The 13,255-nt window shown below is 64.9% G+C and carries 15 protein-coding genes; 9 read left to right on the forward strand and 6 right to left on the reverse strand.

All coding sequences use genetic code 11. The features are described from left to right. Positions 1-163 precede the first annotated feature (163 nt). Complete coding sequence (locus ACMGF5_RS18975; protein ID WP_115275186.1) at positions 164-1,483, forward strand: Na+/H+ antiporter family protein; 1,320 nt, start codon at positions 164-166, stop codon at positions 1,481-1,483. A 4-nt stretch (positions 1,484-1,487) separates the two neighbouring features. On the opposite strand, the gene ACMGF5_RS18980 is transcribed toward ACMGF5_RS18975, so the two are convergent. Continuing rightward, positions 1,488-2,498 (reverse strand): FecR family protein, encoded by a 1,011-nt coding sequence (locus tag ACMGF5_RS18980; protein WP_115275185.1) that lies wholly within the window; start codon positions 2,496-2,498, stop codon positions 1,488-1,490. Positions 2,499-2,741: 243 nt separating this feature from the next. Here ACMGF5_RS18980 and ACMGF5_RS18985 point away from each other — a divergent pair, with 243 nt between their 5' ends. From ACMGF5_RS18985 to ACMGF5_RS19020, 8 genes are all read left to right on the forward strand, one after another. Continuing rightward, a complete protein-coding gene (locus ACMGF5_RS18985) occupies positions 2,742-3,215 on the forward strand; it encodes a MarR family winged helix-turn-helix transcriptional regulator (protein WP_046785625.1) in 474 nt (157 codons plus the stop codon). Between the two features lie 28 nt (positions 3,216-3,243). Then, the gene (locus ACMGF5_RS18990; RefSeq protein WP_414157081.1) at positions 3,244-4,437 is read left to right on the forward strand and encodes an HlyD family efflux transporter periplasmic adaptor subunit; all 1,194 of its coding nucleotides are present in this window, start codon (positions 3,244-3,246) and stop codon (positions 4,435-4,437) included. Then, complete coding sequence (locus ACMGF5_RS18995) at positions 4,434-5,969, forward strand: DHA2 family efflux MFS transporter permease subunit (RefSeq protein ID WP_046785623.1); 1,536 nt, start codon at positions 4,434-4,436, stop codon at positions 5,967-5,969. Before ACMGF5_RS18990 ends, ACMGF5_RS18995 begins: the two co-directional genes overlap by 4 nt. Positions 5,970-6,053: 84 nt before the next feature. Next, complete coding sequence (locus ACMGF5_RS19000) at positions 6,054-6,455, forward strand: hypothetical protein (RefSeq protein WP_046785622.1); 402 nt, start codon at positions 6,054-6,056, stop codon at positions 6,453-6,455. A 112-nt stretch (positions 6,456-6,567) separates the two neighbouring features. Next, a complete protein-coding gene (locus ACMGF5_RS19005) occupies positions 6,568-6,789 on the forward strand; it encodes an MbtH family protein (protein WP_012313972.1) in 222 nt (73 codons plus the stop codon). After that, positions 6,786-7,505, forward strand: coding sequence for a thioesterase II family protein (locus ACMGF5_RS19010; protein WP_046785620.1), 720 nt, complete (start codon positions 6,786-6,788; stop codon positions 7,503-7,505). Before ACMGF5_RS19005 ends, ACMGF5_RS19010 begins: the two co-directional genes overlap by 4 nt. A gap of 57 nt (positions 7,506-7,562) precedes the next feature. Then, a complete protein-coding gene (locus tag ACMGF5_RS19015; RefSeq protein ID WP_174141400.1) occupies positions 7,563-8,114 on the forward strand; it encodes a hydrolase in 552 nt (183 codons plus the stop codon). A gap of 26 nt (positions 8,115-8,140) precedes the next feature. Beyond that, positions 8,141-9,193: a DUF1615 domain-containing protein gene (locus ACMGF5_RS19020; protein ID WP_115275181.1), complete on the forward strand. Its 1,053-nt coding sequence runs from the start codon at positions 8,141-8,143 to the stop codon at positions 9,191-9,193. A 58-nt stretch (positions 9,194-9,251) separates the two neighbouring features. On the opposite strand, the gene ACMGF5_RS19025 is transcribed toward ACMGF5_RS19020, so the two are convergent. The 5 genes from ACMGF5_RS19025 to ACMGF5_RS19045 are packed head-to-tail and all read right to left on the reverse strand — an operon-like array spanning position 9,252 to position 13,248. Continuing rightward, entirely contained in the window at positions 9,252-10,121 is an 870-nt protein-coding gene (locus tag ACMGF5_RS19025) for a metal ABC transporter substrate-binding protein (RefSeq protein ID WP_281868710.1), read from the reverse strand. Further along, a complete protein-coding gene (locus tag ACMGF5_RS19030) occupies positions 10,118-11,017 on the reverse strand; it encodes a metal ABC transporter permease (RefSeq protein ID WP_046785616.1) in 900 nt (299 codons plus the stop codon). Before ACMGF5_RS19030 ends, ACMGF5_RS19025 begins: the two co-directional genes overlap by 4 nt. Continuing rightward, positions 11,017-11,763, reverse strand: coding sequence for a metal ABC transporter ATP-binding protein (locus ACMGF5_RS19035; protein ID WP_046785615.1), 747 nt, complete (start codon positions 11,761-11,763; stop codon positions 11,017-11,019). Before ACMGF5_RS19035 ends, ACMGF5_RS19030 begins: the two co-directional genes overlap by 1 nt. Continuing rightward, positions 11,760-12,662, reverse strand: a complete 903-nt coding sequence (locus ACMGF5_RS19040) for a metal ABC transporter substrate-binding protein (protein ID WP_046785614.1) — start codon at positions 12,660-12,662, stop codon at positions 11,760-11,762. The genes ACMGF5_RS19035 and ACMGF5_RS19040 overlap by 4 nt, the downstream gene beginning before the upstream one ends. A 16-nt stretch (positions 12,663-12,678) precedes the next feature. Continuing rightward, a complete protein-coding gene (locus tag ACMGF5_RS19045) occupies positions 12,679-13,248 on the reverse strand; it encodes a DUF6162 family protein (protein WP_414157868.1) in 570 nt (189 codons plus the stop codon). Positions 13,249-13,255 lie beyond the last annotated feature (7 nt).

Genomic DNA, 13,255 nt, shown 5'->3' on the forward strand with positions numbered 1-13,255 from the left:
CAATCCCTCTGCTATATCGGCGGCCTCGGTTTTTTCTTTATTCAAACATTCAATTTAAATTTGCCGGCCCGCGTAATACGCCGCCGCCTGGCGCTTTTGACATCTGTGCGCCAGTGCTGCAGAGTGCGCGCTTTTTGTCTGCAGCTACGAGGAAAGCCAAACCATGAATGCAGTGATTGCCGCGGTAGGCATCATGCTGATACTCAGCCTGTCGCGCGTGCACGTGGTCATCGCCTTGATCATCGGCGCCCTGGCCGGTGGCATGGTCGGTGGCCTGGGCATCGAGGGCACGCTCAAGGCCTTCAACGGCGGACTGGGCGGTGGCGCCACGGTGGCGTTGTCCTACGCCTTGCTCGGCGCCTTTGCCGTGGCGATTGCCAAGTCCGGCCTGGCCCACGCCCTGGCCGACCGTGCGCTGGCGATGATCGACCGCCAGGGCCATGCCAGCGGCGGCAAGGTCAAGTGGCTGCTGATCGGCCTGATGCTGGTGGTGGCGGTGTCGTCGCAGAACATCCTGCCCATCCACATCGCCTTCATCCCGCTGCTGGTGCCGCCGCTGCTGTACGTGCTGACCCGTCTGCGCATCGACCGCCGGCTGATCGCCTGCGTGATCACCTTTGGCCTGATCACGCCGTACATGTTCCTGCCGGTAGGGTTTGGCAACATCTTCCTCAACGAGATCCTGCTGGCCAACGTTGCCCGCGCAGGCGTGGACGTGAGCGGTGTCAACGTCACCCATGCCATGGCCATTCCGGCGGCGGGCATGCTGGCCGGGCTGCTGTTGGCGGTGTTCTTCAGCTACCGCAAGAAGCGTGACTATGACCTGGCGCGCATCGAGCAGGTCGAGCAGGCCAGCGTGCAGTACAACCCGCTGACCCTGCTGGTGGCGGGGCTGGCGATCGCTGCGGCGTTCATCGTCCAGCTGTGGCTGGACTCGATGATCATCGGCGCCATGGTCGGTTTCCTGATCTTCTCGCTGTCGGGCATCGTGCGCTGGAAAGACACCGACGGCCTGTTCACCGAAGGCATGAAGATGATGGCCATGATCGGGTTCATCATGATCGCAGCTTCGGGTTTCGCCGAGGTGCTCAAAGCCACTGGCGAGGTCAAGGGCCTGGTAGAAACCTCGGCGCAATGGATCGACCACAGCAAGGGCGTGGGTGCCTTGCTGATGCTGTTGGTGGGGTTGCTGGTGACCATGGGCATCGGTTCGTCGTTCTCGACGGTGCCGATTCTGGCGGCGATCTTCGTGCCCCTGTGCGTGCAGCTGGGCTTCGACCCGCTGGCCACGGTGTGCATCGTCGGCACCGCCGGTGCCCTGGGCGATGCAGGCTCGCCGGCATCGGACTCGACCCTTGGGCCAACCTCGGGGCTCAACGTCGATGGCCAGCATCACCATATCTGGGACACCGTGGTACCGACGTTCATCCACTACAACCTGCCACTGATGGCGTTTGGCTGGCTGGCGGCGATGACGCTCTAGCGCATCAGCCCTTGTCGGGCGGCGGGGAAATGCGGTTGAGGACGGTGCTGCCGTCCTTGCTGCGGGTCAGGTACACCGGCAGCACCTTGGGCAGGTTGTCCACCAGGCGCTTGACTTCACGGGTGTTGTAGATGCCGCTGATGCGGATGCGGCCGGTGCTGGCATCGGCCAGCAGCAGGGGCGCATCGAGGTAGCGGTTGATCACTGGCAGTGCCTGTTCGAGGCTGAGGTTGTCGAGCACCAGCTTGCCGCTGCGCCAGGCCAGGCTGTTGCCATAGTCTTCGCTCTGGGCCAACTGCGGCTCGAAGTCGCCGGTGCGATAACTGGCCTGCATGCCTGGGCCAAGGCGGTAGCCGCCGGTGCTGCCGTCGCTGCTGACCAGCACCGAACCCTGTACCAGGGTGACCTTGACCTGGTCCTGATACTTCCACACGTTGAACTGGGTGCCAGTGACCCGGGTCTGGCCGTGGCCGGCACGGACGATGAAGGGGTGGGTGCTGTCATGCTGCACCTTGAAGAACGCCTCGCCTCGCTTGAGCGTGACCTGGCGCTGGTCCTTGTAGTTGAAGTAGGACAGTTCGGTGTTGAGGTTGAGCTCCACCGTGCTGCCGTCGCTCAGTTGCACGGTCCGCGCCTGGTCGCCTGCTTCAACGTGCTGGTAGTGGTTGGGTAGCCAGCCCTGCTCCCAGCCAACCCAGCCCGCCAGCGGCAACACCAGCAGGGCGATGGCTGCTGCCGAGGCCATGGGCCGCCAGTGGCGGCGTTGCCGCGCCATAGTGCGTACAGGCGGGTTGAAATCGATGACCGTGGCGTTGCGCGGCAGCAGGTCGGCGGTCTGCCAGATTTCCAGCATCGCCTGGTATTCATCAGCGTGGCGCGGGTCCGCTGCCAACCAGCGTGCGAATGTTTCACGCTCGGCCTGGGTGCAATCGTCGGCGTGCAGGCGCATGCACCACTGCGCGGCGGCGTCGGTGATGGCATCGTCTGGGCTGGGATTGAGGCGGTCTTGGTTCATTGCGGCTCCGGGTTTTGCGCATTCTACCCCTGCGAGGGGCCTCCCGAGAACCAAGGTAATGGCGAATGACTATCAGTTATGTGTGTTTTGATCGGTTTCGCCAGGATTTTACAGCGTTTGAGAACCCTTCCCGGCACCCACCTGCCGTGTGTCCCAAGGCTATTTCCATAGCCCCCTAACGAAAGCTTTGACATTTGCTGCCTAGGCAGTAATATTTTTACACAATTGCCCGAGCTGCTGCCGATGTCCCATTTCACCCCGCAAAACTTCCAGTCCTGCGCCATCGGCATGCTGCTGGGCCGTGCGGCGATCCTCAAGGACCGCATTCTCGACTGGCACCTCGAATCAGAAGGCGTCACCGCCGCGCAGTTCAAAGTGTTGATCATCGTCACCCAGTACCAGGTGGATACGCCGGCCGAGCTGTGCCGCTACCTGGGCCTGGACAGCGGGTCGATGACCCGCATGCTCGACCGCCTCGAGCACAAGGGCCTGATCTTGCGCAACCGCTGCGCCGACGACCGTCGCCAGGTACGCCTGGCCCTGACCGCCGAAGGCCAACGCCTGGCCGACCGCTTGCCCCAGATCGGCGCGGCGGCGATGAACGAACTGGTCGGCGTGCTGCAGCCTGATGAGCTCAAGACCCTTGAAGGCCTGCTGGCCAAGGTCCTGCTCGGTGCCGGCGACCCTCTGACGATCCGCCGCTTCGGCGATCGTTGATTCCTGTTTCATATTCCAAGGTATTGTCATGGCCAATAACGCAGACACCTCAACTCCCTCCGCCGCACCCGAACCGTCGCGCAAGCGCAAAGTCTGGCTGCTTGGCCTGTTGCTGGTGGTGCTGCTTGCCGGCGCTGGCGCCTGGGCCTGGTACAGCCTGATCGGGCGCTGGCACGAAAGCACCGACGACGCCTACGTCAACGGCAATGTGGTGGAGATCACCCCGCTGGTCACCGGCACCGTCACCAGCATCGGCGCCGATGACGGCGACCTGGTGCATGCTGGCCAGGTGCTGTTGCAGTTCGACCCGGCCGACAGCGAGGTGGCCCTGCAGGCCGCGCAAGCCAAGCTGGCCCGTACGGTGCGCCAGGTGCGTGGCCTGTACAGCAACGTCGATTCCCTCAAGGCCCAGTTGCAGACACGCCAGGCCGAGTTGCAGAAGGCCCGGCAGAACTACAACCGGCGCAAGGTGCTGGCTGACAGCGGTGCGATCGCTGCTGAAGAAATCTCCCATGCCCGCGATGACCTGACCGTGGCCCAGGCCGCCGTCAACAGCGCGCGCCAGCAGCTCAATACCAGCACGGCGCTGGTGGACGACACGGTGGTGTCTTCGCACCCCGAGGTCATGGCCGCCGCCGCCGACCTGCGCCAGGCTTACCTGGACCACGCACGCACCACGCTGGTGGCGCCAGTCACCGGTTACGTCGCCAAACGTACCGTGCAGCTCGGCCAGCGTTTGCAGCCGGGCACCGCGACCATGGCAGTCATCCCGCTGGACGAGGTGTGGATCGACGCCAACTTCAAGGAAACCCAGCTGCGCGACATGCGTATCGGCCAACCCGTGGAAATCAGCGCCGACCTGTACGGCAGCGACGTCAAGTACAGCGGCACCGTCGACAGCCTGGGCGCCGGCACCGGCAGCGCGTTCGCCTTGCTGCCGGCACAGAACGCCACCGGCAACTGGATCAAGATCGTCCAGCGTGTACCGGTGCGCATTCACCTCAGCCCGGACCAGCTCAAGGCCCACCCGCTGCGCATTGGCCTGTCCACGGTGGTCGAGGTCGACTTGCACGATCAGAGCGGCCCGGCCCTGGCCCAACAGCCGCCGCAGCAGGCCAGCTACACCACCCAAGTGTACGACCGTCAGTTGGTCGAAGCTGACCATCTGATCGCTCGGCTGATCCACGACAACAGCGCCCCCGGCAAGACGGCGCAACGATGAGCAACAACGCTGCGGCGCAGTTCACCCCGCCGAGCCTGCTGCTGACCACCATAGGCCTGTCGCTGGCGACGTTCATGCAGGTGCTCGACACCACCATCGCCAACGTGGCCTTGCCGACCATTTCCGGCAACCTGGGGGTGAGTTCCGAGCAGGGCACCTGGGTGATCACCTCGTTCGCGGTGAGCAATGCCATCGCGTTGCCGTTGACCGGTTGGCTCAGCCGGCGCTTCGGTGAGGTCAAGCTGTTCATCTGGGCCACGCTGCTGTTCGTACTGGCGTCTTTTCTGTGCGGTATCTCGCAGTCGATGCCGGAGCTGGTGGGCTTTCGTGTGCTGCAGGGGGTGGTGGCCGGGCCGCTTTACCCGATGACCCAGACCTTGCTGATTGCCGTCTACCCGCCAGCCAAACGGGGGATGGCACTGGCGTTGCTGGCGATGGTCACGGTGGTGGCGCCGATTGCCGGGCCGATCCTGGGCGGGTGGATCACCGACAGTTACAGCTGGCCTTGGATCTTCTTCATCAACGTGCCGATCGGCCTGTTCGCTGCCGCAGTGGTGCGCCAGCAGATGCGAGCACGGCCGGTGGTGACCAGCCGCCAGCCCATGGACTACATCGGCCTGCTGACCTTGATTGTCGGTGTGGGCGCATTGCAGGTGGTGCTCGACAAGGGCAATGACCTGGACTGGTTCGAGTCGTCGTTCATCATCATCGGCAGCCTGATTTCGGTCGTGTTCCTGGCGATATTCATCATCTGGGAGCTGACGGACCGCCACCCGGTGGTCAACCTGCGGCTGTTCGCGCACCGTAATTTCCGCATCGGTACCATTGTGCTGGTGGGGGGCTACGCAGGCTTTTTCGGCATCAACCTGATCCTGCCCCAGTGGCTGCAGACGCAGATGGGCTACACCGCCACCTGGGCAGGCCTGGCAGTGGCACCGATCGGCCTGCTGCCGGTGATCATGTCGCCGTTCGTGGGCAAGTACGCGCAGCGTTTCGACTTGCGGGTGCTGGCGGGGTTGGCGTTCCTGGCCATCGGTGCCAGCTGCTTCATGCGCGCGGGCTTCACCAACGAGGTGGACTTCCAGCACATTGCCCTGGTGCAGCTGTTCATGGGGATTGGTGTGGCGCTGTTCTTCATGCCGACCTTGAGCATTCTGCTGTCGGACCTGCCGCCGCATCAGATCGCCGACGGGTCTGGCCTGGCGACGTTCCTGCGCACGTTGGGCGGCAGTTTTGCGGCGTCGTTGACCACGTGGATCTGGATCCGCCGGGCGGACCAGCATCATGCCTACCTGAGCGAGAACATCAGCCAGTTCGACCCGGCGACCCGGCACACGCTGGAGCAACTGGGCGGGGCAAACCCGCAAAGCTATGCGCAGCTGGAGCAGATACTCAACGGGCAGGCCTACATGATGTCGACGGTGGATTACTTCACCTTGATGGGCTGGGTGTTTGCCGGTCTGATTCTGCTGGTGTGGTTGGCCAAGCCGCCGTTTGCTGCCAAGGCGGGGCCGGCTTCAGCGGGGCATTGAGCAGGCGCGGTTTTGGGGGCGGCGCTCAATTTTGCGCAAGCGGTTGGCGCACGCTCTTTCGCCGCGACGCGCTATGCTTGGCCCATGAGCACAGCACTTGCCTTACGCCAACCTTGCCCACCTGGCGCCTGTGACTGCGGCCGCGAGCACCTGGCCGCGCAGCCGCCTGCGGCCCAGCGCATCCTCCTGCTCACCCGCCAGGAGGAGAAGCGCCTGATCGAGCGGCTGGAAAACCTCAAGGACCTTGAAGACCTGCAGCGCTTGCAGGCCAGGCTGTACGAGAACCTGGGCATTCGGCTGCATATCGCGCCCGGTTACAACGAGGTGCGTACCATGCGCGGGATAGTCATCGAACTCGATGACCAGCCTGGGTTATGCCGCAAGACCCGCCAGTCGATTCCGGCGGCTATACGGCGCGGGTTGGAGCGCAATCCGCAGGTGGCTTATCGCTTGCTGGATACCCATGACTTGCTTAGGGATGCTTGAGGCCCAGAAGTTGTCATGCCCAAACGCTAATTTTTCGGATGTTTCCTACGTCTACCAGAGAGCCGCCCTACGCCAAGCGCGTACCGGCATCCATCACTCAAGGAGACAGGCAATGACTTCCGTTTTCGACCGCGACGATATCCAGTTCCAGGTAGTGGTCAACCACGAAGAGCAATATTCCATCTGGCCCGACTACAAGGCGATCCCCAACGGCTGGCGCGCTGTGGGCAAGAGCGGGCTGAAAAAGGACTGCCTGGCCTACATCGACGAAGTCTGGACCGATATGCGCCCGCTGAGCCTGCGCCAGAAGATGGCGGACGCTGCCGCACAGTGACCGCGCTCAACCTGCTGTGCCTGCCTTATTCCGGGGCCAGCGCCATGGTCTACAGCCGTTGGCGGCGCAAGCTGCCAGCCTGGCTGCAGGTACGCCCGGTCGAGTTGCCCGGGCGCGGCGCGCGCATGGGCGAGCCGCTGCACACCGACATGCAGGCCTTGGCCCGGCAACTGGCAGCCGAACAGCGCCAGGCCGCTGCTGCGCCGTATGCGCTGTTTGGCCATAGCCTGGGGGCGCTGCTGGCCTTCGAGCTGGCCCACGAGCTGCAGGCGCTGGGGTGCCCGCTACCGGTGGCGCTGTTCGCTTGCGGTACTGCGGCGCCCACCCGGCGTGAGGACTATGACGGCAAGAACTGGCGTGAGCCCAAGACCGATGACGAGCTGCGCAATGAACTGCGGGAACTCAATGGCACGCCGGAGGAGGTGCTGGCCAATGCCGAGCTGATGAGCCTGACGTTGCCGATCCTGCGGGCGGATTTCCTGCTCTGTGGCCGTTACAGCTACCGCCCAAGGCCTGCCTTGGCGTGCCCGCTGCATGTGCTGGGCGGGCAAGACGACCGCGCCAGTGAAGAGCAACTGCGGGCCTGGGGCCAGGAAACCCAGGGTGCATTCACCTTGCAGATGTTTCCGGGCAGCCACTTCTTCATCCATGAGCAGGAGGACCGTGTGCTCACGGCGCTGGCTGCAGCATTGGAGCCCCATCGGCTTTGCGCCTGATTGACGTTGCCGCTTGCCTTGGGGATGCTAGGCGTTTTCCCAGGCAAGAGGCAGACAATGCTGATCGATCCTAACCAGGCCACGTTGCTGGTCGTCGACATCCAGGAAAAGCTCATTGGCGCGATGAGCGACGCCGAGGGCACCCGCGCCCGGGCACGCTGGCTGCTGGCAGCATGCGCCGATCTCGCACTGCCGATCGTCATCAGCGAGCAATATCCCAAAGGCCTGGGGCACACCCTGCCCGAGCTTCTCGCCGCCGCCCCTGCAGCTGAAATCGTGGAAAAGACCCATTTTTCCTGCGTTGCGGCCCAGTGCCTGCCAGCCAGCCTGTTGGCGCGCGAGCAAGTAATCGTGTGCGGCATGGAAACCCACGTCTGCGTGCTGCAGACCGTGCTCGGCCTGCTGGGCCTGGGCAAGCAGGTGTTCCTGGTCGAGGATGCCTGCGACAGCCGTACCTTGGCCAACAAGGCTGCAGGGCTTGCGCGGATGCGTCAGGCCGGGGCGCAGGTAGTTACCCGCGAAATGGTGCTGTTCGAGCTCATGGGCAACGCCAGCCACCCGCAATTTCGCCACATCAGCAAGACCTATCTGGTCGGGGAGCAGCCCTGAACGGCCGGCTGCTGGCTGCCGGGTTGATGGCCCTGGCGCTGCTGCAGGGCTGCGCCGGGCGTCGTGAGGAAGAGCCTGAGGCCGACCCTGCCAAGGTGCGTGCCCAACTGGTGCGCTTGTTGCCAGCCCAGGCCAGGGACCGCGAGGGCTGGGCCAGGGATATCCAGGTGGCGTTCGAAGCCCAGCGCATCGCCCCGAGCAAGAGCAACCTGTGTGCGGTGCTGGCGGTGACCGAGCAGGAATCGACCTTCAATGCCGACCCGCAGGTCCCCAACCTTGGGCGCATTGCCCGTGCCGAGGTCGACCGCCGCGCGGCGAGCCTGCATATCCCGCGGTTGCTGGTGGACGGCGCGCTGAATACGGCTTCTGGCAATGGCCAGACGTATCAGCAGCGGCTGCTTGCGGTGCGCAGTGAGAAGCAACTGAGTGCGCTGTACGACGAATTCATTACCGGCCTGCCGCTGGGCCGGACCTTGCTGGGCGGGCTGAACCCGGTGCACACCGGTGGGCCGATGCAGGTTAGCGTCGAGTTTGCCGAGCAGCATGCCAAGGATTACCCCTACACCTACGACGGCACCATACGCCAGGAGGTCTTCAGCCGTCGTGGCGGCATGTATTTCGGTATCGGCCATTTGCTGGGTTACCCCGCGCACTATGAGCGCCAGCTCTATCGCTTCGCCGACTTCAACGCGGGCTGGTACGCCAGCCGTAATGCCGCGTTTCAGGCGGCCCTGAGCAAGGTGACGGGCGTGCCCTTGGCCCTGGATGGTGACCTGATCGCCCCCGGCGCGATCATGCCCGGCAGCACCGAGCAGGCGGCGCGCAAGCTGGGTGTGAAGCTGGGGCTGCGTAACCCGCAGATCCGCAGCCAGCTGGAACTGGGTGACAGCCTGGCCTTCGAGGACAGCAAGCTGTACAGCGGGGTGTTCGCCCTGGCTGACGCAGCCGCAGGCAAGCCGGTGCCGCGCGCCAAGTTGCCGGGGATCGAACTGAAAAGCCCGAAAATCACCCGCAAGCTGACCACGGCGTGGTTTGCGGGGAGGGTGGATGAGCGGTATCAGCGGTGCATGAAACGCTAGGGCTGTCTGCCCTGGCCCGATCGCCGGCAAACCGGCGATCGGGCAGGTACAGGCTGCATCACCCTTTGCTCAGCGCCCCGACCACCTGATCGACACTGGCCTTGAGCCCGGCCACGGCGTCTTGCGGGTCACTTTCCACCACGAGCAACGTGGCCCCCGAGGCCTTGATCACCTCGGCCACTGCCGCATCCGGCTGCCGATGGTCCAGCACCAGCGCCACATCCTGGTTCTTGAGGTTCTCGCCCAGTGCCTTGAGCGCGGCGTCGTCCCACTTGCCCTCGGCCGGCAGTGCCTGTTCCACCACATCCAGGTTCAGGCCGCTGGCCAGGTAGCCCAGGCGCTCGGACAGGCTGACCACGCTGAGGTTGTCGATTTGGGCAAGCTTGGTCTGGCTGCTGGCGGTCAATTCCAGCAACTGGCGCTTGAGCCCCGCCAGGTTGCCCTGGATCTTCGCCTTGTCGGCGGGCGCCAGGCGTTCCAGGTCGTTGGCCAGCACGTCGGCCATGCGCCCAAGGTTGGTCGGGTTCAGCCAGGGGTAGGCGTTGTAGGCGTCATCGCCACTGACCGCGATGCCCGGCAGGGCACCGTCCACCGGCCGCGCTGCATCGATTTCGACGATGCGGATATTGCTGCGCCGGGCCATGGGGTACAGCGGGTCGTCACGCCAGATCGAGCGCAGGCCAATCACCGCATCGGCCTGCTGCGCCGCTTTGGCAAGGCTCGCGCCGCCACGGCTGGTGAAGTACGAAGGCTGGCGGCTGGCCGGCAGGTTGGCCGGCGCGGCGCGCTTGAGCTGCACGGCGGTGCCATCGAGCAAGGCCGCAGCCAGGCTGTGGGTCACCGGCAGGGTGGTCAGCACCTCGGTGGCGAGGGCGAACGAGGGCAGGCCGGTGAGGGCCAGCGCCAGGGTGAGCTGTTTCAGGTTCATGCCGGGTTTCCTTGCAGGCGTGGGACGAGGGCGCGGGCCAGGGCCGCGAGGGCGAAGCAAATGCCGGCAACCAGGATGATCGCGGCACCCGACGGTACCGGCAGGTCAAAGACGATCGGCATCAGGATGCCCAGCAGCGTGCTCAGGGTGGCGATCAGAACCGAGATGAAGAAAAAGCCTTTGAGCGACTGGCTGACCAGGCGCGCGGCAGCGGCCGGAATCACCAGCAGCGCACCGACCAGGATTGCCCCGATCACCTTCACCGACGCCACCGTTACCAGCGTCACCAGCACCACGAACAGGTAGTCCAGGGTCTTCACTGCCACCCCGCGTACGGCTGCCAGTTGCGGGTTGAAGCTGGCCAGGATGATGCGGTTGTACAGCGGCAGGGCCAGCGCCAGCACCAGGGCAGCGACGATGCCCAGCACCACCAGGTCCTGGGCGCTGACTGTCAGCACCGAGCCGAACAGCACGTTCTCGAGGATGTGCACGTTGATCTTGCCGGCCAGCATCAGCAGTAGGCTCGCGCCCAAAGCCAGCGACACCGAAAGGAACACCCCGATCAGCGTGTCAGGCGACAGCCCGGTGCGGTTGCGCAGGAAGTTGAGCAGGATGCCGAATAGCAGGCAGTAGCCGAACAGGCTGCCGTACGGCCCGGTGTAGGGTTCGCCGAGCAGGATGCCGATGGCCACCCCGGTCAGGGCGGCATGCCCGACGGCTTCGGAGAAGAAGGCAAAGCGCTTGACCACCACCAGGGTGCCCAGGCCGCCCAGTACCGGGCCGATCATCAGGCCGGCGAGCAGTGCGTTGATCACGAAACCGTAGGCCAGTGCCTCGGGCAGGTAGCCAGCGCCGGCCCATTCCTGGACCAGTTGGCGGAATGCTTCGTAGCTCATCAGGTGCGGCCCTCGCTGCGCGGGTGGACGGAGAACAGGCTCAGCAGGCGCTCCGGGGTAAGGGCTTGGGCAGGTGGGGCGTCGAACAGTACCTGGCGGCTCAGCCCGGTGACCCGGTCGGCCAGGCGCAGCACCGCTTGCAGGTCGTGTTCGATCCACAGCACGGTGGTGCCGGCCTGGCGCCAGCCCTGCAGCAAGTGCTCGAACACCCGGATGCCGGCTTCATCGAGCGCCGACATGGGCTCGTCGAGCACCAGCAACTGCGGCTCGGGGATCAAACCCTGGGCCAGCAGCACGCGCTGGCGTTCGCCGCCCGACAAAGCGCCCATGCGCCGCTTGCGTTTGTCGAGCATGCCGACCTGCGCCAGCGCTGCGTCGATGGCCGGTTGCACGCGGCGCGAAAGGCCGAGAAAGGCTGGGCGGCGTTGGCACATTGCGGCCATGAAGTCGTCCACGGTCATCGGCAGGCCACGGTCGAACTCCAGCGCCTGGGGGACGTAACCGATCACCTGCTGCTCACCCGGCCAGTGCAGGGTCAGTTGGCCCTGGTGTGGCATCTGCCCGAGCAGGGTCTTGATCAGCGAGCTTTTACCGCCGCCGTTGGGCCCGACGATGGCATGTACGCTGCCGGCGGCGACGCTGAACTGGACCTGTTCCAGGATGCGCGTGCGGCCAAGCGTCAGGTCTATGCCAGCGAATTCGATGCCGGGCCCGCCGCGCACCATGAGGTTGGCGGCCGCGGTCATGCGCGGTTCTCCTGAATGGCGCGGACCACGGTGTCGAGGTTGCGCTTCATCTCTACTTCGTATTTGTCCTTGGTGTACTCGCCGTAGGAAATATGCGTCAGCGGATACAGGCGCACACCGGACTCACGCTGGATGGTCTCGACATAGGCCGACGGGAAGTCCATTTCCGAGAAGATCACCTTGACGTCCAGCGCCTTGAGCTGGTCGATGGTTTTCTTAAGCTGTGCCGGGCTCGGTTCGATGCCGTGGGCCGGCTCCACCACTGCCGTGACCTCCAGGCCGAAATCACGCACCAGGTAGTCGTAGGCTGCATGAATGGTGGCCACACGGAAGTTGGCGCCGGGTGCCTCGGTGACCTTGGCCAGCGCCTCGGCGCGCAAGCCGCGCAGGCGCTTGGCATAGGCGCGGGCGTTCTGGGTGTAGAACCTGGCGTTGTCCGGGTCGAGCTTGCCCAGTTCACGGGCAATGTTGTTGACCTGGGCAATGGTGGTGCTGATGGACAGGAAGGTGTGCGGGTTGACCACTTTGCCGGCACCGCGGGCGGCGATGCCGGTGGCCGCCAGCAGCGGCACGTTCTGGTTGGCTTCGATGATCTTGATGTCGGGCTTTTCACTGGCAGCGATCATGCGGTCGGCGAAATCGTCATGGCCGACGCCGTTGAGCACCACCACGTCCAGGCTGCCGATACGCTTGATGTCCTCGGCACGTGGCTCGTAGGCGTGCGGGTTGAAGCCTGCGGGAATCAGCGGCACCACTTCGGCCTTGTCGCCGACGATATTGCTCACATAGCTGTAGTACGGGTGCAGGGTAATGCCGATGCGCAAGGGCTTGCCGGTGTCGGCCAGGGCCAGGGCCGGTAACGCGAGGGCCAGGAGCAGGGTGAGGGCGGAGCGCAACATGGGGAATTCCTTGGATTCAGTGACGGTGTTCGCGGGTGACCCCGGCGTCGTAATGGCTAGCCACTTGCTGCCAGCCAGCGGCGATCAGGGCTGCCTGGCCAAGGTCGTCCGGCATCACCGCGGCGCTGTCGCGGCGCAGCCAGACGTCAGGCTGGGCGCTGTGCTCGTGCGGCACGATCAGCAAAAAGCTGCCGGCGACCTGCGGGGCCTGGCTGCGACCCAGATAGGCGCCAGCCTCCAGCCACTGCCATTGGTGGCTGCCACGGCTCTGGCTGCCGGCGTCTACCACGAACGGTGGCAAGCCTTCCTCGGCCAACGACGCCACACTGGGTACGGCGGCGGTTTCTTCGCGCAGCAACTGAACCTCGTCGAATGCGACGCGAAGGTCGGTATAGATGCCTTGTTCGGCGGGCGTCAGGTCGCGGCGGGCGTCGATCTGGTGGCTGGCGATGGGCTGCTCGTCTTCGCGTTCACCGCGCATCAGCACCACGCAGGCGGCGACGATGACGATCAGCAGGCTGACCAGCAGCACGTAGAGGGTTTCGTGCCCGGCGCCGGCGGGGCGCACCACGTGGGTGCGGCTCAGGGTAGGG

The organism is Pseudomonas sp. BNK-15 (assembly GCF_047456105.1).
Lineage (GTDB): Bacteria > Pseudomonadota > Gammaproteobacteria > Pseudomonadales > Pseudomonadaceae > Aquipseudomonas > Aquipseudomonas putida_E.